Source organism: Marinomonas pontica (assembly GCF_036322735.1).
Lineage (GTDB): Bacteria > Pseudomonadota > Gammaproteobacteria > Pseudomonadales > Marinomonadaceae > Marinomonas > Marinomonas pontica.
Genome location: NZ_AP027271.1, coordinates 1,214,102 through 1,236,112 on the forward strand (window position 1 = coordinate 1,214,102; position 22,011 = coordinate 1,236,112).

General features: G+C 44.9%; 18 protein-coding genes. 14 read left to right on the forward strand and 4 right to left on the reverse strand.

All coding sequences use genetic code 11. From position 1 onward, the window contains the following. Positions 1–383: 383 nt before the first annotated feature. The 5 genes from AABA11_RS05695 to AABA11_RS05715 all read left to right on the forward strand — a co-directional run bounded on the left by AABA11_RS05695 (position 384) and on the right by AABA11_RS05715 (position 6,678). Positions 384–1,136 carry an electron transfer flavoprotein subunit beta/FixA family protein gene (locus AABA11_RS05695; RefSeq protein WP_265727539.1) on the forward strand — a complete coding sequence of 251 codons (753 nt, stop codon included), beginning with the start codon at positions 384–386 and terminating at the stop codon, positions 1,134–1,136. Next, a complete protein-coding gene (locus AABA11_RS05700) occupies positions 1,133–2,062 on the forward strand; it encodes an electron transfer flavoprotein subunit alpha/FixB family protein (RefSeq protein WP_265727538.1) in 930 nt (309 codons plus the stop codon). Before AABA11_RS05695 ends, AABA11_RS05700 begins: the two co-directional genes overlap by 4 nt. A gap of 112 nt (positions 2,063–2,174) precedes the next feature. Then, the gene (fadB, locus tag AABA11_RS05705) at positions 2,175–4,325 is read left to right on the forward strand and encodes a fatty acid oxidation complex subunit alpha FadB (protein ID WP_338266160.1); all 2,151 of its coding nucleotides are present in this window, start codon (positions 2,175–2,177) and stop codon (positions 4,323–4,325) included. Positions 4,326–4,352: 27 nt separating this feature from the next. After that, on the forward strand, positions 4,353–5,528 hold the full coding sequence (fadA, locus tag AABA11_RS05710; RefSeq protein WP_265727536.1) for an acetyl-CoA C-acyltransferase FadA: 1,176 nt from the start codon (positions 4,353–4,355) through the stop codon (positions 5,526–5,528). A 181-nt stretch (positions 5,529–5,709) separates the two neighbouring features. Next, on the forward strand, positions 5,710–6,678 hold the full coding sequence (locus AABA11_RS05715; protein WP_338266163.1) for a D-2-hydroxyacid dehydrogenase family protein: 969 nt from the start codon (positions 5,710–5,712) through the stop codon (positions 6,676–6,678). Positions 6,679–6,760: 82 nt separating this feature from the next. Here the strand turns inward: AABA11_RS05715 and AABA11_RS05720 are convergent, their stop codons facing one another. Together AABA11_RS05720 and codA are read right to left on the reverse strand one after the other, a co-directional pair. Next, positions 6,761–8,797 carry a methyl-accepting chemotaxis protein gene (locus AABA11_RS05720; RefSeq protein ID WP_338266165.1) on the reverse strand — a complete coding sequence of 679 codons (2,037 nt, stop codon included), beginning with the start codon at positions 8,795–8,797 and terminating at the stop codon, positions 6,761–6,763. 147 nt (positions 8,798–8,944) lie between these two features. Then, positions 8,945–10,201, reverse strand: coding sequence for a cytosine deaminase (codA, locus tag AABA11_RS05725; protein WP_338266168.1), 1,257 nt, complete (start codon positions 10,199–10,201; stop codon positions 8,945–8,947). 304 nt (positions 10,202–10,505) lie between these two features. Between codA and katG the strand changes: the two genes are divergently transcribed. The 6 genes from katG (at position 10,506) to iolG (ending at position 18,928) form a co-directional block, all read left to right on the forward strand. Then, positions 10,506–12,704 (forward strand): catalase/peroxidase HPI, encoded by a 2,199-nt coding sequence (gene katG / locus AABA11_RS05730; protein ID WP_338266171.1) that lies wholly within the window; start codon positions 10,506–10,508, stop codon positions 12,702–12,704. A 348-nt stretch (positions 12,705–13,052) separates the two neighbouring features. Continuing rightward, on the forward strand, positions 13,053–14,933 hold the full coding sequence (locus AABA11_RS05735; protein ID WP_338266174.1) for a methyl-accepting chemotaxis protein: 1,881 nt from the start codon (positions 13,053–13,055) through the stop codon (positions 14,931–14,933). Between the two features lie 119 nt (positions 14,934–15,052). Further along, positions 15,053–15,538, forward strand: a complete 486-nt coding sequence (locus tag AABA11_RS05740; RefSeq protein WP_265727530.1) for a DUF2127 domain-containing protein — start codon at positions 15,053–15,055, stop codon at positions 15,536–15,538. A 286-nt stretch (positions 15,539–15,824) separates the two neighbouring features. Further along, positions 15,825–16,988: a Gfo/Idh/MocA family protein gene (locus AABA11_RS05745; RefSeq protein WP_338266176.1), complete on the forward strand. Its 1,164-nt coding sequence runs from the start codon at positions 15,825–15,827 to the stop codon at positions 16,986–16,988. 53 nt (positions 16,989–17,041) lie between these two features. Beyond that, positions 17,042–17,857 carry a 5-deoxy-glucuronate isomerase gene (gene iolB / locus AABA11_RS05750; protein WP_338266178.1) on the forward strand — a complete coding sequence of 272 codons (816 nt, stop codon included), beginning with the start codon at positions 17,042–17,044 and terminating at the stop codon, positions 17,855–17,857. 72 nt (positions 17,858–17,929) lie between these two features. Further along, positions 17,930–18,928 carry an inositol 2-dehydrogenase gene (gene iolG / locus AABA11_RS05755; protein ID WP_338266180.1) on the forward strand — a complete coding sequence of 333 codons (999 nt, stop codon included), beginning with the start codon at positions 17,930–17,932 and terminating at the stop codon, positions 18,926–18,928. Between the two features lie 48 nt (positions 18,929–18,976). Here iolG and AABA11_RS05760 read toward each other — a convergent pair whose 3' ends face one another. Together AABA11_RS05760 and AABA11_RS05765 are read right to left on the reverse strand one after the other, a co-directional pair. Continuing rightward, positions 18,977–19,390 (reverse strand): acyl-CoA thioesterase, encoded by a 414-nt coding sequence (locus AABA11_RS05760; RefSeq protein WP_338266182.1) that lies wholly within the window; start codon positions 19,388–19,390, stop codon positions 18,977–18,979. A gap of 115 nt (positions 19,391–19,505) precedes the next feature. Then, positions 19,506–20,132 (reverse strand): dual specificity protein phosphatase family protein, encoded by a 627-nt coding sequence (locus AABA11_RS05765; protein WP_338266185.1) that lies wholly within the window; start codon positions 20,130–20,132, stop codon positions 19,506–19,508. Between the two features lie 333 nt (positions 20,133–20,465). Between AABA11_RS05765 and AABA11_RS05770 the strand changes: the two genes are divergently transcribed. The 3 genes from AABA11_RS05770 to AABA11_RS05780 all read left to right on the forward strand — a co-directional run bounded on the left by AABA11_RS05770 (position 20,466) and on the right by AABA11_RS05780 (position 22,009). Next, on the forward strand, positions 20,466–21,065 hold the full coding sequence (locus AABA11_RS05770; RefSeq protein ID WP_338266188.1) for a pentapeptide repeat-containing protein: 600 nt from the start codon (positions 20,466–20,468) through the stop codon (positions 21,063–21,065). Between the two features lie 31 nt (positions 21,066–21,096). Then, positions 21,097–21,636: a hydrolase gene (locus AABA11_RS05775; protein WP_338266190.1), complete on the forward strand. Its 540-nt coding sequence runs from the start codon at positions 21,097–21,099 to the stop codon at positions 21,634–21,636. Between the two features lie 88 nt (positions 21,637–21,724). Then, a complete protein-coding gene (locus tag AABA11_RS05780) occupies positions 21,725–22,009 on the forward strand; it encodes a hypothetical protein (RefSeq protein ID WP_265727523.1) in 285 nt (94 codons plus the stop codon). Positions 22,010–22,011 lie beyond the last annotated feature (2 nt).

Consider the following 22,011-nt stretch of genomic DNA (forward strand, 5'->3'; position numbering starts at 1 on the left):
GTCTCATTGAGTAAGGCCACTCTGCGTGTTGTTGTCTTTTCTATGTAATTGACCTTTTGGTGTTCGCTGTTCCATTCTTGTTCGACTTCCCTTTTTTGTTCACGATTATCCAACGGCTTTTTTCGTATTTGCTACTAAACTGTAGAAGCAATATGGCTTCTATTATCAGTTTTAACGAGCGCTCTTTGTTTGGTCATCATTTTATGTGAATATTTTTGTCAGTTAACTGGCGCTTTTTTGTTATTGATGAAAATCGTTCCCAAACTACTATAGAGGGTAAGTAAAGAGTGCTATTGATAAGGACTGTCTGCGAGAGCTCAGCCAATTCATTAACAGCAGGCTGAATGTATAAAACAGGATTTAATAATAAATACGAGGGGCTTATGAAAATCTTAGTATCTGTCAAGCGAGTCATAGACTACAACGTCAAAGTTCGCGTCAAAGCCGACCACTCAGCGGTCGATCTTACCAATGTCAAAATGTCCATGAACCCTTTTTGTGAAATTGCTGTAGAAGAAGCCATTCGATTAAAAGAAAAAGGCATCGCCACCGAAGTGGTTGCTGTTTCAATTGGCTCTAAAGCGTGTCAAGAAACGCTGCGTACTGCGCTGGCCTTGGGTGCGGATCGTGCGATTCAGGTGGAAGCAGAAGACGGATTGGATTCTTTATCCGTGGCCAAACTGATCGCCAAAGTCGCGCAAGATGAAGCCGCTGACCTGGTAATTATGGGTAAGCAAGCAATCGACTCAGATAATAACCAGACTGGCCAAATGGTGGCTGCCTTGTTGGATTACCCGCAAGCCACTTTTGCGTCTGAAGTCTTGATTGAAAATGGTGAGGCCCAAGTTACTCGTGAAATCGATGGTGGCCTACAAACCTTGGCAATTACATTGCCAGCGGTTGTGACGACGGATTTGCGTTTGAATGAACCGCGCTTTGCGTCGTTGCCAAACATCATGAAAGCGAAGAAAAAACCTTTGGACGTAAAAACACCTGCCGATCTCGGTGTGGAAGTTGGCTCGAATGTCAGCCTTGTTTCTGTTACTCCACCGCCGCAACGCGCAGGCGGCATTAAAGTAGGCTCTGTGACTGAGCTGGTCGACAAACTTAAAAATGAAGCGAAGGTGGTGTCATGAGCGTTTTAATCATTGCAGAACACGACAACAAATCTTTAAAGCCTGCGACACTGAACACTGTGACAGCCGCAACTCAAATTGATGCGGATGTGCATGTTTTAGTGGTTGGCTTTGAATGCCAAACCGTGGTTGAGCAAGCCGCTCAAGTTTCAGGTGTTACCAAAGTCTTGGTCGCCGATAATGCCGCTTACGAACATCAGTTGGCAGAAAATGTGTCTAAATTGGTGGTGGATGTCGCAGCGGGCTACGGCCATATTTTAGCGCCTGCGACCACCACAGGTAAGAACACCTTGCCACGTGTCGCGGCGTTATTGAACGTGGCGCAATTGTCCGATGTGATCAAAGTAGAATCCGCTGACACGTTTGTACGCCCAATCTACGCGGGGAATGCGATTGCCACGGTAAAAACCACCGATGCAGTAAAAGTATTGACGATTCGTACCACTGGGTTTGATGCGGCGGCGAGCACGGGAGGAAGTGCAGAACGACAAGTGCTTTCTCAAGTCATTACCTCTGATCGCAGCCGTTTTGTGAAAGAGCAATTGGCTGAATCGGATCGTCCTGAATTAACGGCGGCCAGTGTGATTATTTCTGGTGGTCGCGGAATGGGTAATGGCGATAATTTCAAATTGCTAGAAGGTGTTGCCGACAAACTGGGTGCAGCCATTGGCGCATCTCGTGCCGCGGTGGACGCGGGCTTTGTGCCGAACGATTTGCAGGTTGGTCAAACGGGTAAAACGGTGGCGCCGGATTTGTACATCGCTGTCGGTATTTCTGGTGCGATTCAGCATTTGGCGGGCATGAAAGATTCCAAAGTGATTGTCGCCATCAATAAAGATGAAGACGCGCCTATTTTCCAAGTAGCCGATTATGGTTTGGTAGCGGATTTATTCGATGCTGTGCCTGAGTTGGAAAAAAGCCTGTGATTTTTTGAGCCCATTTCGATTGGCTTATAAAGAATACCAACAGATTACAAATACCAGATGACAATGTGTGATTGAGCCATTGTCATCATAATAAAAATAATTGGAGACCAGCATGATTTTCGAAGGACAAGCAATCAAGGTTGCAGCCGATGATGCCGGCGTGGCAACCGTCACTCTGGATTTGGTCGGTGAATCGGTTAATAAATTCAACAGTCTAACCTTGAATGAATTGGCCGAAGCCGTTAATGCCTTAAAACACATTGACGATTTGCAAGGCGTTATTTTTGCCAGCGCAAAAGACGTGTTTGTAGTCGGCGCAGACATTACGGAATTTACCTCTTGGTTTAAACTCGAAGAAGAGGATTTAACCGATAAACTTCGTCATGCACACAATATTTTCAACGATATTTCCAACCTATGTTGCCCAACGGTGGCGGCGATTAATGGGATTGCGTTGGGTGGCGGCATGGAATTGGCATTGGCTTGCGACTATCGCGTCATGGCGACTACTGCGAAGATCGGCTTACCAGAAACGCAGTTAGGCATTTACCCTGGCTGGGGTGGTACAGTGCGTTTGCCTCGTCTGATTGGTGCTGACAATGCGTGTGAATGGATCTGTGGTGGTGCGCAAAAACGCAGTGAAGACGCGTTTAAAGATGGCGCTGTCGATGCGGTTGTCGCTGCGGATAAGGTGAATGCTTCGGCTCGTCATTTGATTCAGCAAGTGCTGGATGGCAAGCTTGATTATCATGCTCGTCGTGATGAGTTGCGTGCGCCGATGGAGTTCACTCCCATTGAAAAAATGATGGTATTTGAATCGGTTCGTGGTGTGGTTGGCGCCAAAGCGGGGAAACATTACCCAGCGCCAATGGCCGCGATCAAGACGATTGAAAAAGGCATCAGTCAAGACATGGAAAAAGCCCTAGATACTGAAATCAAAGGCTTTGTAAAACTGGCAAAAGGTCCTGTAGCGAAATCACTGGTTAACCTATTCTTGAGCGATCAGCAGATTAAGAAAACCGCAGGCAAGTACGCGAAAAACGCAGTACCTGTAAAACAAGCTGCAGTATTGGGTGCGGGCATTATGGGCGGCGGTGTTGCCTACCAGTCTGCGTCAAAAGGCACGCCGATTATCATGAAAGACATTCGCCCTGACGCTTTGCAATTGGGTTTGAGTGAAGCGAATAAGCTTTTCAACGGCCAAGTAGAGCGTGGACGTCTCACCACAGAAAAAGCGTTTAAAGCGATGAATGCGATTGTTCCCGCATTGAGCTATGGCGAATTTGAACACGTTGATCTGGTGGTTGAAGCGGTTGTCGAAAACGTCAAAATCAAAAAATCCGTACTGGCTGAAGTGGAAACTAAAATCGCGGATGACGCTATTTTGACATCGAACACGTCGACTATTTCCATTACAGAATTGGCAAAAGATCTAAAACGTCCAGAAAATTTCTGTGGTATGCACTTCTTTAATCCTGTGCATCGTATGCCATTGGTCGAAGTTATCCGCGGCGAAAAAACCAGCGACGCAGCGATCGCAAAAACCGTTGCTTACGCGCAAGCCATGGGCAAAACGCCAGTGGTGGTGAATGACTGCCCAGGTTTTCTTGTAAACCGCGTATTGTTCCCTTACTTCGCGGGCTTCTCTTTGATGATGCAAGAAGGTGCCGATTTCCAAGTGGTGGACAAAACCATGGAAAAATTCGGTTGGCCAATGGGCCCTGCGTACTTGCTCGATGTAGTGGGTATTGATACGGCTTATCATGCAGACCAAGTGATGGCGGAAGGTTTCCCTGACCGTATGAAACACGAAGGCACTAATGCCGTTGACCGTTTGTTCGAACTAGAACGTTTCGGTCAGAAAAATGGCAAAGGTTTCTACACTTATACGCCAGATCGTAAAGGCAAGCCTAAGAAAGTTTTCAACGAAGAAATTAACGAGCTACTCGCTCCTGTAGTGACGTCGCAGTCTGAATTGACCGAAGACGATATTGTTGCCCGTATGATGATTCCATTGTGCATCGAGACTGTGCGCTGCTTGGAAGGCAACATAGTAGCAACCGCGGCCGAAGCTGATATGGGCTTGATATATGGTATTGGTTTCCCTCCATACCTTGGCGGTGCAATGCACTACCTAGACCAAATGGGACTGCAGGCGTTTTGTGACCTTGCAGACAAATACAGCCACTTAGGTAAGTTGTACGAGCCAACCGCGAAAATGCGTGAAATGGCGAAGAACAATGACACTTATTACGGCGCATAATTTCCCATAGGCTAGAGGAGAATTTCCATGAAACTGAATCCAAATGATGTCGTGATTATCGACGCTGTTCGCTCCCCAATGGGAAAAACGAAAAACGGCGTATTTCGAAATGTACGAGCAGAAAACTTATCCGCAGCGTTGGTGAAAGCCCTGTTTAAACGCAACCCAAATGTAGACCAAAAAGACGTGGAAGATTTGATCTGGGGCTGTGTTAACCAAACCCTAGAACAAGGCTTTAATATGGCGCGTGCTGTGTCTCTATTGGCTGGTTTGCCAATTACCACAGCGGCACAAACGGTGAACCGCCTTTGTGGTTCGTCTATGTCAGCCATTCATACGGCAGCACAAGCGATCATGACGGGTCAGGGTGATGTGTTTGTTGTGGGCGGTGTTGAGCACATGGGGCATGTGAATATGATGCACGGTGTGGACGTTAACCCAGCGTTGTCGAAACACATGGCGAAAGCGTCCATGATGATGGGGGTCACTGCAGAAATGCTGGGCAAAATGCATGGCGTCAGCCGTGAAGCGCAAGACGCGTTTGCCGTACGCTCGCACCGCCTTGCTCATGAAGCGACGTTACAAGGTCGCTTCAATAACGAAATCGTATCCATTGAAGGCCACGATGCGGAAGGTAACAAGATCTTAGTGGAAGTGGACGAAGTGATTCGCCCAGAAACATCCATGGAGTCGCTTGCTAGTTTAGCACCTGTGTTTATGCCGAAAGTCGGTACGGTAACGGCTGGAACGTCTTCTGCTTTGTCTGATGGCGCATCGGCTATGTTGATGATGTCTGCGAAGAAAGCGCAAGAGTTGGGTTTAACGCCCATTGCCAAAGTTCGAAGTATGGCAGTGGCGGGTTGTGATCCGGCCATTATGGGATATGGCCCTGTGCCAGCCACCAAGAAAGCGCTTAAACGTGCTGGTTTGACCATTGATGATATTGAGATTGTTGAACTTAACGAAGCCTTTGCTGCGCAATCTATTCCAGTATTAAAAGACCTTGGTTTATTGGATTTGGTCGATGACAAGGTGAATTTGAACGGTGGCGCAATTGCCCTTGGCCATCCATTGGGGTGTTCTGGTACGCGAATTTCGGCCACGTTGCTGAATGTGATGCGTGAAAAAGACGCGACCCTTGGCTTAGCAACCATGTGTATTGGTATGGGACAAGGCATTGCTACCGTTTTTGAACGAGTGTAACCGTTATTGAAAATTAAGCGCATGAAGTTGTGTGCCTCCTTGCTTTAGAACAGCAAAATTGATCTCTGTCTTTAGCCCCGCCTTGTGCGGGGCTTTTTTTGCTCTGGTGTTTTGTTTTATCTTGATTGATGATGAAGAGTATTCAACAAACGACGGTCTATGAATCAGCGAGGGTAGTGACGTGAAAATAGCGGTATTGGACGATTACCAAAACAGTGTGAAAGACCTTGCGTGCTTTTCAATTTTGCAAGGGCACGATGTGCATGTGTTCAACAAAACGTTTACGAGTACGAAAGATTTAGTAGAGAACCTGTTGGATTTCGACGCGTTGGTTTTAATACGCGAACGTACCGTGATTACTGAAGAGCTGCTTGCGAACTTGCCGAATTTAAAGCTCATTAGCCAAACAGGAAAAATCAGTAACCATATTGATGCCAAGTTATGTCACCAATACGGAGTGGCGGTAGCTGAAGGTGTCGGTTCTCCGGTTGCTCCCTCTGAATTATGCTGGGGGTTGATTATGTCGGCCAGTCGTCATATTCCCGAATACGTGACTCAATTCTCGCAGGGGCATTGGCAGCAATCTGGAATGCTTGGACTTGGTCGCGTGTTAAACGGATCGGTTTTAGGGATTTGGGGCTACGGAAAAATTGGTCAACGCATTGCGCAATACGCCAACGTTTTCGGCATGCAGGTATTGGTTTGGGGAAGTGAACACTCTAGAGCGCTGGCGCAAGAGCATGGCTTTAGTGCGGCTCAGTCTAAGGCAGAATTTTTTCAACGTGCTGATGTGGTGTCATTACACTTGCGGCTCAATGACGCCACTAAAGCGATCGTGACACAAGCGGACCTGGCGTTAATGAAACCGGATTCTGTGCTAGTAAACACCAGTCGGGCAGAGCTTATCGAGAGTGGTGCTTTGTATCATGAGATGTTGACTAACCCAACCAAACGGGCTGCTGTCGATGTGTATGAGGTTGAGCCTGCGAATGCCAATAATGAGCCTTTGTTGTCTCTGCCAAACGTGCTTTGTACGCCACATATCGGTTATGTAGAAGCCGCAAGCTATGAGCTTTACTTTAATATTGCGTTTGAAAACGTCGTAGCGTTTGCTAAAGGAAGTCCACAAAATTTGGTGATCAAGGTATAAAATGCAAACCGAATTAACGCATATTCAACGCGTTAATTCGGTTGTTTTCGATAACGTCTTCTTACCTAAGATTCCACTCGGGCTAGACTTTAAAATTGCCCACTTCATGGTTAAGAGTTTTATACAGCTCGGTAATTTGAGAGGACTGCTCATTGATTAAGTTCGACACTTCTTTCACGCCATCAGTTTGTTCTTTTAGTAAGACAAGACTTTGATTGATTCCATCGGATAATGCGGCTTGCTCAAGCGTTGCATGGGCTGTTTTAGAGGCCATTTGCTGTACCTTTTCAAATGACGCATTAAGCGCATCAAAGATGCTAATGACGTTGTCGAAATTAGAGGCGGTATTATCGGCGTTGTTTCGGCTGTTCTGGGTTGAAATTGAGGACTCTTTAACGTTCATTTTAAGTTGATCTATGATGGTTTCGATTTCATCTGTGCTGTTTTGGGTTCGCGTTGCGAGGGTTCTTACTTCGTCTGCAACAACCGCAAAACCGCGACCTTGTTCACCTGCTCGTGCGGCTTCTATGGCGGCGTTTAATGCCAGCAAGTTGGTTTGCTCTGCAATGTTTCTAATGACTTCAAGCACCGAGGAGATGCTCTCTGAACTTTTTTCGAGCTGATCTGCTCGTTTTAATGATTCCTCAATGTCATTAATTAAACTGGAGATGGCTTTGTGAGACGTATTCACCGCTTGAATTCCCTGAGCGGTGAGTTGGCTCGAAGTGGTTGCTTCTGTTTCTGTGTCCTTAGCCACTTCTGCCATTTGCTGGTTGGCCACGTTCATTTCTTGTCCAGCACTGATCATCGACGTTGAGGCATTGACCAAGGCGTGGGTGATATTGTTGGTGGTGTCCGACGCGCTTTTTAACTCCGTTGTCATGCTGCCGAGTGCGGAAGATTGTTTGTGTATATTGCTAATGATGGAGCGCAGTTGTTCGACGAATCCATCAAATTCTTTCGCCAAATCCCCAAGCTCGTCTTTTGACGTTGAGTTAATTCGTTGTGTTAAATCACCGTCTCCTTCGGCAATTTCACGAATGCGTAGCGCCATGCTTTCCACATTTTTGGTGATTTTTAGCGGTATGATGTAGCCAAAAATTAAGGCAATCACAAAGGCAATGGTGGTGATGATCATGGCAATTTCTTGATTACGAGCAATATTTTCTTTGGTTTTGCTCTCTATTTCTCGCGAATGGTTTCTGACCGTTTCTCCGGCTTTATCCAGCATGGCTCGAATAGCCGCAAATTTTTCATCCGCATTGATAATTTCTTGGGGAAGTTTATTCGATATTTGAGCTTCTGGAGAGTTCAAGTGGGCTAGGCTTTCTTCAAACCATTCATTAAAAAGCACATCAAACTTGCTGTAGGGTTTTGTGAGTTCAGGGTTGTTTATTAAGTTGCCTCGGTATGCTCTAAATCGGTCAAGGGCTTGGGCAGCGTTTAGATTGAAGTCTTCTTTGTTTTCACTGCTATTGCCCACACCGTTTATGATTTTTTGTTGGGCTAAGCGAGCTTGATACAAATCCCTGTCGGCATTGAGTACTTCTGTAATCGCCTCAACGTAGCTATTTAGCTCTTCTGCGGAACGAATCTGGTCTTTGGTGTTGTGTGTGTGCGTTCGTAGCTGTTCTCCCGCTTCGTCGAGCATGTTGCGAATTACTTGGAATTTAGCGTCTAGATTTATCATCGTGGCGGAAAACTGAGTGCTGCCTTTTGATGTGGCGATGAGGCTTTCGCTGGATGTGAGCCAATCATTATAAAGTGTGTTAAAGGACTCAAACGGTGACAACAGGTCTTCTGGCTCCTCTTCTAAATACTGCCGATAGAGTTGAAAACGATCGAACACCTGCTGCGCATTATCCCGAAAATCGGCTTCGTTTTCATTTTTTGGGCCTTCGCCATCCAGCATTTTTTCCTGAGCCAGTCTCGCTTGATAAATGTCTCTATCCGCATTTAGCACTTCCGAAATGGCTTCAAAATAATGCTCTGCTTGTTGCCTCATGTTGTTTTTTTGAATGCTGCTCATGAGCATCATGAAAACAAACAAGGAGATCAAAATAACCGAGAGAAAGATGATGGGGAGCATCATCTTGATACGAATGGAGTGGGTGCGCATGTGTAATCCTTTATCATTTTTTTCGTTAATGAAAGTTTAGGAAAGGATGTTTATTAGCGCAAAAAATAAAGGTCAAATTTTAGTCAGAAGTCGTTTTTGGATGGGCTCTGGTTTTATGAGGAGATCAATAAAGCCAGAGCCGATAGGTTATGCTGTGATTTGTGCGACCCAAGATGGAGTCAATACTCGAGAAAGCGCACGTTCCATAATGATGTTGCCATGTCGAACCGAGAGTAATACTTCACCTTGTTTACGCAAAACACTGTAGTCATCATGCCCCTCTAGTAATATAAAGTTGGCTGGATTACCGACTTCTATACCATAGCCCTTCAAACACAGCGTTTTCGCACTGTTGTCTGTGATCATATCCAAGGCACGGGCGTAATCTTGATAGCCCATCATTTGGCAAATGTGCATAGCAAAATCGAGTGTGCGCAGCAGTTTGCCGTTACCCAGTGAGTACCAAGGGTCGAAGATGGAATCTTGCCCTAAGCAAACATTGATGTCGGCGGCTCGTAGCTCTTTGACTCTGGTGACACCGCGGCGTTTCGGGTAGGTATCAAAACGTCCTTGTAAATGAATGCTTTCGGTCGGACAAGATATGAAGTTAATGCCGGAGTTTTTTAATAATCGAAACAGCTTTGAACAATAAGCGTTGTCATAAGAATGCATGGCGGTTGTATGGCTTGCGGTGACTTTCGAGCCCATATCATGGAATAGGGCTTCACAAGCTAAGAACTCTAGGAAGCGAGAATTTGGATCATCGATTTCATCACAATGCACATCAATCAAACGGTCGTATTTCTTGGCGAGTTCGATGATTAGCTTGACGGATTTCTCACCCAGTTCGCGCGTGTATTCAAAGTGGGGAATCCCGCCAACGACATCGGCACCTATTTCTAGGGCTTCTTCCATCAACTTTACGCCATTTGGATAGGACAGCATGCCATCTTGGGGGAAGGCCACTACTTGCAAGTCGATCTTGTCTTTCAGCTCATCGCGAAGCGCGCACAATGTTCGGACACCAATTAAAGTTGGGTCGGTTGTGTCTGCATGAGTACGAATCGCTTGTACGCCATTTTGTACAAGCAGCTCTATGGTCGATAATGCTCGACGTCGTATGTCGGCTTCGTTCAGCATCGGTTTGCGTTGGCTCCAGCGTTCGATGCCTTCGAAAAGAGTGCCGCTTTGGTTCCATTCCGGCTCGCCCGCAGTTAGGGCGGCATCAAGATGAATGTGTGGTTCGACAAAAGGCGCACAGACTAGGTTTCCTGCCGCATCAATGGTTTCTTCTGATGCCGCTAATGTGTCTTGTTGAATGTCAATTTTACTGAACTGGCCTTGGTCAATATGGATAGAAAACAGCTCTGGGCGTTGGCGTAAACGGGCATTGATGATCTGCATAGCATTCTCACATCATAATAAACTGGACAAAGTTCTGTTATTTATAACACGACTGGTGTGTCTCGCCACCTTGGTTGTCCCTGGAGGCGCGGTCGCCAAACGTGACGTCGACCCTTTTCATTTTGCGCTTAGCTTGTAATTTCAAAATGAAGTTTCTACCTTTAGTAGGCAGTTTACGTTCTGCTTTTCAATCTTTGTCTATTGTCTTATTAGTTTTTATTTATTGGTTGGATAACTTATTTAAGTTTATAACTATAGCTACTCAAGAATAAGACGTTCTACACAATGAACAGGAGAAAAGGTTATGTCTAACGAAGGTAAGTGTCCTTTTAATCACGGTGCCGTTGGTGCGAATCAATCATCGGGTCGTGGAACAGCAAATAAAGACTGGTGGCCAAACCAGTTGAACTTAAACATTCTTCACCAACATTCCCCAAAATCAAATCCAATGGGCGAAGAGTTTGATTACGCTGAAGAATTTAAATCATTAGACCTTGAAGCGCTTCGTAAAGACTTGTATGCCTTAATGACAGACTCACAAGATTGGTGGCCAGCGGATTACGGTCATTATGGACCGTTTTTTATTCGTATGGCGTGGCACAGCGCGGGGACATATCGTACTGCGGACGGACGTGGCGGTGCGACGTCAGGCACTCAGCGTTTTGCGCCACTGAACAGCTGGCCTGATAACGTTAACTTGGATAAGGCTCGTCGTTTGCTTTGGCCAATCAAGCAAAAATATGGTCGTAAAATTTCATGGGCTGACTTGATGATCTTAACGGGTAACTGCGCATTAGAATCCATGGGGTTTAAAACCTTTGGTTTTGCAGGTGGTCGTGCGGATGTGTGGCAGCCAGAGGAAGACATTTATTGGGGAACAGAAACCACATGGTTGGACGACAATCGCTACAGCGGCGACCGTGATCTTGAAAACCCATTGGCTGCGGTTCAAATGGGCTTGATTTATGTGAACCCAGAAGGACCGGATGGCAAGCCTGATACATTGGCTTCTGCCCGTGACATTCGTGATACTTTCGGCCGTATGGCGATGAACGATGAAGAGACGGTGGCGTTGATTGCAGGCGGTCACACCTTTGGTAAAGCCCATGGTGCTGGTGATGCGGCTCAAGTTGGCGCAGACCCAGAAGCAGCAGGTATTGCAGAGCAAGGTTTTGGTTGGAGCAATAGCCAAGGTACCGGTAACGGTGCCGATACGATTTCCAGTGGTCTTGAAGGTGCGTGGACGAAGCGCCCCATTGCTTGGGACAACGGTTACTTTGAAAACTTGTTTGAATACGATTGGGAATTAACTAAGAGTCCTGCAGGCGCTTGGCAGTGGGTTCCTAAAGAGGGCGCGGCTGCGGATTCGGTTCCAGACGCACACGATGCATCAAAACGTCATGCCCCAATCATGTTTACATCGGATTTGGCATTGCGTGATGATCCAATTTACGCGCCGATCTCTAGACGTTTTTACGAGAACCCTGACCAACTAGCGGACGCTTTTGCTCGTGCTTGGTACAAATTGACCCACCGTGACATGGGGCCTGTGGCTCGCTATCTTGGGCCTTTGGTGCCACAAGAAGAGTTGGTATGGCAAGACCCTGTTCCTGTTGCTAACTACGAAACCATTGATGATCAAGACATTATTGATTTGAAAGCGAAGATCCAAGGATCTGGTTTGACGGTAGCGCAGCTTGTTTCTACCGCGTGGGCATCGGCATCCACATACCGCGGTTCGGACATGCGTGGTGGTGCAAACGGGGCGCGTATTCGTTTGGCTCCACAGAAAGATTGGGCCGTGAATCAGCCTGAGCAGCTTGCTAAGGTATTGGTGGTTTTAGAGGGAATCCAAGCGGAATTTAATAGCGTGCATTCTGCGAAGCAGGTGTCCCTTGCCGACTTGATTGTTCTGGGTGGTTCAGTGGGTGTTGAGCAAGCTGCAAAAGCCGCTGGGCAGAACGTAACGGTGCCATTTACGGCCGGTCGTACCGATGCGTCTCAAGAACAAACAGACGTAGAGTCTTTTGCGTTTCTTGAGCCAGCTGCAGATGGTTTCCGTAATTATCTAAAAGGTAAATATACGGTGTCGTCAGAAGAGATGTTAGTAGACAGAGCGCAGCTATTAACACTGTCAGCACCAGAAATGACGGTCTTGTTAGGTGGTTTGCGAGTATTGAATGCCAATGTAGACCAATCTCAAGACGGTGTTTTAACGACGCAGCCGGAGACCTTGACCAATGACTTTTTTGTAAATTTATTGGACATGGGAACAAAATGGTTTGCGACGTCTGAAGAGGAAAACGTATTCCAAGGTCGTGATCGTACAACGGGTAAAATCAAATGGACAGCCACCCGTGCGGATCTCGTATTTGGTTCGAATTCTCAACTTCGCGCTATTGCAGAGGTGTATGCTTGCTCTGATTCACAAGAACGTTTTGTGAAAGACTTTATTGCAGCATGGACCAAAGTAATGGAGCTGGATCGTTTCGATCTCGCTTAATCTCCTAGTGTTACCAACACCCAACCCCGCTTCCGAAAGGAGTGCGGGGTTTTTTAATGGCTAATATAAAACATTGCATGCGATCTGTGATTTGAATGATTTAAATGGAACTTGATGACAATTTGGAAGGCGTTATTTTCAGCAATCTGATGACGGATAAAGAAAATAGGACAATAAGTGGCTTTGTGAGGAAAAATACCCGTTAAAAAGTGGCACTTTAGGATGAGTTAATATAAATTTACCAAAAATTACAAAAACTTATTGTCTTACTGACAAAAGCGCTTGCAGTATGAAATTTGTGCTATTTTTGTAGTGGTATTATCAACTCCTCAAAAGGGTCATTAAATAATGAAGGTATCCCATAAGGTCATCTTGTGCGCGTCTATTGTGGTTGTTTTTGCATTCTCCGTTTATTCATGGTTGCAATACAGCGGTGTTAAAAATGCGCTGTTTGAAAAAACAACGACCAGTACTCAAGAAAGCAGTAAAGCATTGGCTTTACAGGTTAATAACTGGTTAAAAAATAAGATGGATCTTATTGAAGTTATCTCCCAAAAAGTAGATTCAGATTTTAATGCCGACACGATTCAAAAAGCGTTTGACCTTCCTATCTATAAGAAAGAATTTATTCTGTTGTTTGGCGGTCTGGAAACGGGTGGGCCTCGTTTTACTAATGACCCTAACTGGAATCCACCAGGTTGGGATGCGCGTAAGCGTCCTTGGTATGATTTAGGGAAAAAACACAAGCAAGCGGCTTTGACCGAACCCTATGTTTCGACAGAAGGCGATATCTTAATTTCTGTTATTGCTGACTTTTCTGATCATGGTGTTTTTAAAGGTGCGTTTGGTGGTGATTTAAGCCTTAAAACGGTATCTGATGCGGTTAACGCTTTGAATTTTAATAATACCGGCTATGCGTTTTTATTAAACAAAGCCGGAAAAATCATCAGTCATCCTAATGCTGATTTGAACGGTAAATCGGTGTCGAATTTGTTCCAAGGTGGTGTGCCTGCGTTAAGCACCGACCTGGTTCAAAGACAATTAATGGACGGCACTTCCGTGTATGTGTCATTTAGCCCATTAACCGATTTATACGGCGCTGATTGGTACATTGGTGTGGTGTTAAATGAAGACAAACTGTTTGCTAGTACTCGCGAATTTGGTTGGGTAGCATTTATTGGTACATTGATTGCGGCTTTGTTGGTGTCGATTGTGTTGTTCTTTGTTGTGACGCATTTGTTATTGCCACTTCGCGCATTGCATGAGTCCTTAAAAGAGATTAATGGTGGTGAAGGTGATTTAACGAAGCGTCTTGAAATTACCACTAACGATGAATTTGGGCATGTGTCTGGTGAATTTAATCAATTTATTCATTATCTTCAGAAACTGATCAGTGAAGTGAAATCACAATCCAAACATATTCGTGAGAACACCGACAAAACGGCGGCGTCTTCGGTTGTTTCTTCAAAACAGCTGTATACGCAACTGAGTGAATTGGATCAATTGGCCACGGCCATGCACGAGATGTCTGCAACCGCACATGATGTGGCGGACAATGCTCAAACGGCTGCGAGCCGAGCGCATCAGGCCGATGTGGCGGCGAAAGAAGGTGAGCAAATTGTAGACCGTACCACCACATCGATTGCGCAGCTGACGGATCAAATGGGTGAAGTTGTCACCACGATTAATGATTTGGTAGGTTACAGCGATAACATTGAATCGATTTTGACGGTCATCACTGACATTGCAGATCAGACGAACTTATTGGCGCTTAACGCTGCGATTGAAGCCGCGCGAGCCGGTGAGCAGGGTCGTGGTTTTGCTGTGGTGGCGGACGAAGTGAGAACCTTGGCGTCTAAGACACAAGAGTCCACAGAGCAAATCAGCAAGATGATCCAGCAGCTTCAGACGGGAGTAAGAGGAGCAGAAAAAGCAATTCTTGAAAGCCGTGAAAACGCCAATGGAACACAGCGTATTGCTGATCAAGCGAAAAAATCCCTTGAAGCGATTCGTTTAAGCATCATTGAAATCAATGAAATGACGATTCAGATCGCAGCGGCTGCCGAAGAGCAGAGCGCCACATCCAATGAAATTAACCGTAATACCACGAATATTCGCGATATTAGCCAATCGGTTTCGGATGAGGCGCAAGGTCAATCTGTATTGTGTGAAACCATGGTAGATATCACGGTTGAACAAGCCAAATCGTTGGACAAATTTAAAGTCTAACGCTTTTAAATCGTATTAAAAAAGGCAAGTTGAGCATCCGCTTTACTTGCCTTTTTTGTGAGTTTCCTATTGTCCATTAGCGCAAATACACCATCACCTTTCTGTCATCTGTGTTGTTTATGCTGTTTCTTTTAGCTGAAGTGGCGTTTATGAAGTATGAAGGTTTGCATGCGATTGCTGTTTTAGAAGGTGTAAAGGGCGTTTTGGCTCTGCTGGTGGCCGCCAGTGTGATCTTATTAACAGGAGAAGACCTCCATACTATCGTGCAGCAAGACGTCAATCTTGGGCCACTTTCTTTTTCACTTCACCATATTCGCACTGTGTTGTTATTTGTTGAAAAACTGATGCAAAACAACCTTATTTTAGTCGTGGTTATTGCATTGATGTACGCTTCTTTTCGCTTCGTGATGGCCTTTGGATTATGGCATAGGTTACGTTGGACGGAATGGTTTGCCTTTATTAGCGGTTCTCTTTACATCCCTTTTGAAATTTATGCTCTTTATCACCAGCTCAATGTGATTAATGTGTCGATTTTGTTGTTTAACCTTGCGATTGTCAGTTACTTATATTGGGTGCTAAGGCGTGGCCTAGGGTCTAAAGCTTAACCTATTGGAATGTATATTCTATGTCTTGTCGCTATTTTTACCCCATATCTAATTTATATAAAGTATTGTTTTATATTGGTTTATTTTATTCCCTTCAATCTCTGTCATCTTCTTCTCTGCACATGTTTGCGCCTATCAGAAAAAAACATCATTAATCTATTGAAAATAATGAAACATATATTCTATTATGTCTTATTATTAGAACAAAATAGAAAACCATACTTATTACAAGGCAAAGCGCTTTGAGTTTAGCGGCGTTAGTGCATGAAAAATTTGAGGCAGGATAATGACAATAAAAAAAATGCGGGTTGGCTTGGTCGGTTCAGGCTACATGGGGAAAGCTCATGCTATTGCCTATCGGAACGCAATGGCGGCATTTGCTATCCCACAGAACCTACTTCAATGTGACATGTTGGCAGATGCAACACCTGAATTAGCGCAAAGCAAAGCACTTGAGCTAGGGTTTAGCCGATCAACAGGGGATTGGAAGAGCTTAATTAATGATCCTGACATTGATGTTGTCGATATCTGTGCGCCAAATTTTTTACATAAAGAAATTGCATTGGCTGCAATCAGCGCAGGCAAATCTGTCTACAGTGAAAAGCCATTAGCACTCAATGCTAGCGATGCGAAAGAAATGACAGAAGCCGCAGAACGAGCAGGAGTGAAGACACTGGTAGGTTTTAATTACGTTAAGAACCCAACCATGCAATTTGCTAAGCAATTGATCGCTCGAGGTGATATTGGCGACGTAGTGCATTTTCGTGGTGTGTTTAATGAAGATTATCTTGCCGATGCTAATTTACCTTTTAGTTGGCGTTTGCAAAAGCAGTTCGCTGGAACGGGAGCGCTCAACGATTTAGCTTCTCATCTTGTTCAATTGGCGACACATCTGGTGGCGCCTATCACGTCACTGTGTGCGGATCTGAAAGTGGTGCATCAGCATCGTCCTTTGGCTCAAAACTCGGATGATTCGAATACGGGTGTTGGTGAGGTTGAAAACGACGATCAAGCTCATATGATGGTGCGTTTTGCCAACGGTGCTCAAGGTACATTAGAGGCATCACGCATTGCTTGGGGACGAAAAAATGGTTTGTCATTTGAAATAACAGGCACCAAAGGGAGCTTAGTTTTCGATCAAGAAACCTTATCTGAGTTGTCTTTGTATGTCGCCGAAGGAAATCCACAGACACAAGGCTTCAAACGTATTCTGATAGGCCCAGAGCACCCAGATTACCAAGCATTTTGTGTATCAGCTGGGCATGGGTTGGGTTTCAATGATATGAAGGCCGTTGAAATTCGGGACTTATTCCAAGGTGTTGTGCATGACGCACCCTTGTGGCCAGATTTTAGAGCGGCAACACAGGTCAATATTATTCTGGACTGTGTGGTTGAGTCCCACGAAAAAGGAACATGGGTTGAAGTAGAGCAATATGATTCAAGATACTAATGTTTTCATTGGCTTGAAATGCTCACGATACAATAATAACGATTGAGGTTTGTATGTCACACTTGCTAAGTAAGAAACGCTCTCTGGACGGCACAACATTGACGCAACATGTCACACCACAAAGTGCGAATTGGCGCTATGTAGGTTTTGAAGCGCATCAAGTTAAAGCCGGTGAATCGGTACAGATTCAAACTGGAACTGATGAAGTATGTGCCGTGATTCTTTCTGGTAAAGCGAATGCAAGTACCAAAAGTGAAGAGTGGGAAAATATTGGTGATCGCATGAGTGTGTTCGATCAAAAAGCCCCTTATTCTGTCTATTCCCCAGCCCAAGATGAAATTCGCATTACCGCCCTTACCGATGTGGAAGTGGCATTTTGTAAGGCGCCAGGTAAGGGCGGTTTTCAAGCTAGGTTGATAACACCCGAGCAATGCCAATATGAAACTCGTGGTGTAGCGAGTAATACGCGTCATGTGTGCAATATTTTGTTTGGCAATGAACCCGCTGACAGTTTATTGGTGTGTGAAGTGATTACGCCAAGTGGCGGCTGGTCGAGCTATCCACCTCACAAGCACGATACTGATGCGGCGCCTGCGGAAACCCAATTAGAAGAAACCTATTATCATAAGATCGACCCGCCTCAAGGTTTTGCCTTTCAGAGAGTTTACACCGATGATCGCAGCATTGATGAAACCATGGCTGTGGAAGACGGTGATCTCGTCATGGTGCCAGAAGGTTATCATCCAGTTGGGGTGCCACATGGTTACCAATCCTACTACCTGAATGTTATGGCAGGACCAAGTCGTAACTGGATTTTCCATAATGATCCTGATCATGCTTGGATAATTGAACGAGATAAACAGCTCTAAACCTTAATAACTGTTGCGACGTTATGAGAGCAGTAGTCTTCTTGTATAAAAAAATAACACTAAGGAATTATCATGTTGAATTTTGCTTTGTTTGGAGCGGGTCGAATCGGAAAAATGCACGCTCAAAATATTCAGGCGTTTGCTCAATCCAATTTAAAATACGTCTTTGATGTTTATGCGCCAGCGGCAGAAGCGGTAGCAAATGCAACGGGGGCAAAAGTTGTTTCTAGTGTGGATGAGGCGCTGGCAGACCCAGATGTTGATGCAGTATTAATTGCAACCAGCACTGATACCCATGTTGATCTTATTATTAAAGCCGCCAAAGCAGGCAAAGCCATTCTTTGTGAAAAGCCAATTGATTTGGATACGGCTACGGTAAACGCTTGCTTAGAAGAAATTAAAGATTGTCACGTGCCGATCCAAATTGGTTTTAATCGCCGTTATGATCCAAGTCATGCGGCAATAGCAAAAGCGGCGCAAGATGGAAGTATTGGCAAGTTAGAGCAGGTCATCATTACCAGCCGTGATCCTGGTATGGCGCCAGTGGAGTACCTTAAATCATCTGGTGGTATTTTCCGCGACATGATTATTCATGATTTCGACATGGCGCGTTTTGTTTTGGGCGAAGAGATTGTTGAGCTGCAAGCTTTCGGCGGTGCTATGGTAGATGAAAAGATCACCGAAATTGGCGATGTAGACAGCGTCATGCTGATTATGAAAAGCCAATCTGGACGCTTGATTCACATTAACGGCTCGCGTCGCGCGATTTACGGTTATGACCAACGAGTGGAAGCGTTTGGCTCAGAAGGCATGGTGATTTCCAATAACCAAACGCCAACCTCTGTAACGCGTTTCACCAAAGATACGACGCAAGTAAAAGATCCACTTTATAACTTCTTTATTGATCGTTATGTGGATGCTTATAACTTGCAGCTAACGGCCTTTATTGAAAACGTTCTAGCGAAGAAACCTGTTTCTCCAAGTTTCGAAGACGGACGACGTGCGCAAATGCTTGCAGATGCCGCGCAAAAATCGCTGGAAACAGGATCGAAAGTCACACTGGACTGGTAACAGCATCCAGAAGGTGTACAGGAGGCATTTAGCCTCCTTTTTTATGCGTTATATATTGTTAGTGATGGACTGTTGTACTTTTTCACGTAAATCGTCCGGAAAAGGAATAGCGGCTTTAGCGGCCTTGGAAAAGCACACATAAGTAACATCCGCTTCTACAACAAGGTCATTGTTTTTCACGTTTATGATGGTTTGCTTCATGGTAATGCTGCGGTTGCCGATTTTAGTGTATCGAGTCTGAACTTCGAGCAGATCGCCAAAGTTGGCTTCGGACTTGAAGTTGATGTTGATATTCACCACAGGCCACACAAAGTCCTGCTGCATCCAGTCTTCTTGATCGAAAAATTCATCAAAAAAAGCCCAACGGCCTTCTTCAATGAATTCTAGGTAACGGGCGTTATTAACATGTTGAAAAAGATCTAGGTGATAGCCTCGGACTTTAATTCTTGTTTTGTTGAGCATGGTATTTCCTTTCTAAAAAGCGCCTTTAAAAGCTCGAACACAAAAGGTTACGGCTCTTTATAAGGGAAACAAATAACAAAATCGCTCGACTTTGCTAACAACCTTTTCTACAGCGTCATGGTGTTCTACCAAAACCGGCTTGCCGTAAAGTTTTTTCCATTTCGGCTGCACGTTCCGCAAGCTGTATTAATGCGGGCTTTGGGGTCTCAAACCATTCGTCCGGATGCAGTTCACGTTTTTCACGGATATGGGCAATGGCTGTCTCTAACGTTGGGTAGCGATCTGGGTATTCAAGATGCAAAAACAAAGCAACGATAGTCACTGATCGACTACGACCACCTCGGCAATTTACTAATATGTTGCCTTTCTCGCGTACTTTATAAGAGGCTTTTTCGGGAAGTTCTTGATCCAATGCCGAACGCATCAAATGGTAGCCTGCTAATATCATGGCTTCTGGGTTGCCAGCGCCATCAATCAATCCAATTTTGAAATAGCGAACACGACCGGACCCATGTCTTAAAAGGTGCTCTGGTGTATTGGCTTCCTCGAAATGAACAAGATTAATGTCTAAATTGATCGCGCAATTTAAAACAACCTTTATATTGTGCTTTTCTAAGAGCTCGGCATCGGCAACGCCTTTTGATCCGCCAATATAAATATCAACCTCCCAACCTGGAATATTGCTTTCAATTAGGCTGATTGGTGGTCGTGGATAGCGTTTTTTGATTTTTTCGGAGGTCATGCCGCTCCCTTTTTTGATAGGCAAAGTGTCGTATAACGAGTGTGATTTTGAATTCTAAAGGCGCTCTAATAAAAAGACTCGCTAAAATTGTGTTCCACTCCATCGGGAATCAAACAATGAAACGGGAGCAATAGCAAATTGCTTGGTTTTTTTATCAAGTCATCTTGAGCAGAGTAAACACAGTGTAGACATTCGTAACCGTTAATAATGGCTGTGTTTGATGACAAAATCGTGACATTGAAGACGTGTCTTCAAGACGTTGTTGTGATCGGTTTAGATTGAGCCACTTTGGTTCTCTTGATACTTTAGTCTTCTTAAGACTGGGAGAATATCATGGAAAATGTATTGCCGAACGATGCGGCATTTTATGGAGTCACCTTCACTGATTTGTCTATGGAACAAGATAACATCAGTCGTAAGACGTTTGAGTCGTGTGTGTTTGAGTCCTGTGATTTCACCGAGGCGTTTTTTGATGGCTGCACTTTTAAGGATTGCCAGTTTCGTAAGTGCAAGTTGACCGCGGTGAATGTGCGAAACTCGTCGTTTTCAGAGGTGCAGTTTTATGAATCAAAAGTGTTGGGTATTGATTGGACAAAAGCCTATTGGCGAGGTTTGCAACTTGGCGCACCGTTATTTTTTAAAGAATGTCTGCTTAATGCTTCGTCGTTTTATGGTTTGAAATTGTCAGGTATCGTGATTGAAGATTGCCGAGCGCACGATGTGGATTTTCGAGAAGCGACGATTTCCCGAGGGCGTTTTACGGGAACCGATTTAACCAATAGTTTGTTTGTAAATACTAATTTAACAGGCGCAGATTTTAATGGCGCGACCAACTACGATATTGATGTGAAGAAAAACACCATTAAAAACGCCATCTTTTGTCGATATGAAGCGGTAAGTTTGCTGACCTCCCTTGGTATTAAACTGGTTTAAAGCAACGGATAAAAACAAAAAAGGAAATAGCATGTTGAGAAAAGACAAAACCGGTTTGGTGATGATCGACGTTCAAGGAAAGCTAGCGACGATTGTTCACGACAGCGAGGCCTTTATTACCAATTTGGTCAAGCTAGTAAAAGCCGCCAAGCTATTGGGAATGCCGATTCTGTGGTTAGAGCAAAACCCAGAAAAATTGGGTGCAACCGTGCCAGAACTGCGTGAGGTTTTGGACGCCGTTGAGCCTATTGCTAAGTATTCCTTCAGCGCCTGTGGTGAGCCTGCTTTTGTCGATGCGGTTAAAAAGGCCAAGATGAACGCGTGGCTTATTACTGGCATCGAAGCGCATATTTGTGTGTATCAAACGGCATTAGGCTTGTTGGATTTAGGTTATGACGTGGAGCTGGTTAGTGATTGTGTCTCGTCACGAACGGTAGAAAATAAAGACATGGCACTCGCCAAGTTAGCTCGCAAAGGAGCGGAACTGACTAGCTTGGAAATGTGTTTGTTTGAATTGATTGGTGATTGTCGAGCGGATGAATTTAGAGCGGCGCTTAGCTTAATTAAGTAAGTTAATTTATCTTGAAGCATCTGCTTTGTGGTTTAATTCAGTAATGGCTTTTATTGAGACTCAATACTTTTCCCTTTAGGCAGGCAGCATGAACATAGATAAATCTAAAAAGCGTATCGCGAAGAAAGTAAAAATGGGTTTCAAAGGTTATCCGCAGCTTTCCATCGCGTACTTTGGCGAAACAGCAGAAATCGCCACAGAGGTGATTGTGACGTTTACCGCTGAAGAAGGCGCAGAGCCACAAGATCAGCGTTTTGCTGGCCAAAGTGATGTACGCGAAGATGAAGTGATTCAATCCGCCTTGGTGAAGATCATGGAGCGTACCGATGCCAAAACGGTATTAGAAGTAGAAGGTGTTGCCATTAAGGGCTAAGG

What these genes read in the sequence shown, in the direction of transcription:
- fadB (WP_338266160.1), top strand. Translation starts at nt 2,175, where the DNA reads ATGATTTTCGAAGGACAAGCAATCAAGGTTGCAGCCGATGATGCCGGC.
- katG (WP_338266171.1), top strand. Translation starts at nt 10,506, where the DNA reads ATGTCTAACGAAGGTAAGTGTCCTTTTAATCACGGTGCCGTTGGTGCG.
- AABA11_RS05745 (WP_338266176.1), top strand. Translation starts at nt 15,825, where the DNA reads ATGACAATAAAAAAAATGCGGGTTGGCTTGGTCGGTTCAGGCTACATG.
- AABA11_RS05760 (WP_338266182.1), bottom strand. Translation starts at nt 19,390, where the DNA reads ATGCTCAACAAAACAAGAATTAAAGTCCGAGGCTATCACCTAGATCTT.
- AABA11_RS05780 (WP_265727523.1), top strand. Translation starts at nt 21,725, where the DNA reads ATGAACATAGATAAATCTAAAAAGCGTATCGCGAAGAAAGTAAAAATG.
- AABA11_RS05695 (WP_265727539.1), top strand. Translation starts at nt 384, where the DNA reads ATGAAAATCTTAGTATCTGTCAAGCGAGTCATAGACTACAACGTCAAA.
- iolB (WP_338266178.1), top strand. Translation starts at nt 17,042, where the DNA reads ATGTCACACTTGCTAAGTAAGAAACGCTCTCTGGACGGCACAACATTG.
- iolG (WP_338266180.1), top strand. Translation starts at nt 17,930, where the DNA reads ATGTTGAATTTTGCTTTGTTTGGAGCGGGTCGAATCGGAAAAATGCAC.
- fadA (WP_265727536.1), top strand. Translation starts at nt 4,353, where the DNA reads ATGAAACTGAATCCAAATGATGTCGTGATTATCGACGCTGTTCGCTCC.
- AABA11_RS05765 (WP_338266185.1), bottom strand. Translation starts at nt 20,132, where the DNA reads ATGACCTCCGAAAAAATCAAAAAACGCTATCCACGACCACCAATCAGC.
- AABA11_RS05700 (WP_265727538.1), top strand. Translation starts at nt 1,133, where the DNA reads ATGAGCGTTTTAATCATTGCAGAACACGACAACAAATCTTTAAAGCCT.
- AABA11_RS05740 (WP_265727530.1), top strand. Translation starts at nt 15,053, where the DNA reads ATGCTGTTTCTTTTAGCTGAAGTGGCGTTTATGAAGTATGAAGGTTTG.
- AABA11_RS05720 (WP_338266165.1), bottom strand. Translation starts at nt 8,797, where the DNA reads ATGCGCACCCACTCCATTCGTATCAAGATGATGCTCCCCATCATCTTT.
- AABA11_RS05770 (WP_338266188.1), top strand. Translation starts at nt 20,466, where the DNA reads ATGGAAAATGTATTGCCGAACGATGCGGCATTTTATGGAGTCACCTTC.
- codA (WP_338266168.1), bottom strand. Translation starts at nt 10,201, where the DNA reads ATGCAGATCATCAATGCCCGTTTACGCCAACGCCCAGAGCTGTTTTCT.
- AABA11_RS05775 (WP_338266190.1), top strand. Translation starts at nt 21,097, where the DNA reads ATGTTGAGAAAAGACAAAACCGGTTTGGTGATGATCGACGTTCAAGGA.
- AABA11_RS05735 (WP_338266174.1), top strand. Translation starts at nt 13,053, where the DNA reads ATGAAGGTATCCCATAAGGTCATCTTGTGCGCGTCTATTGTGGTTGTT.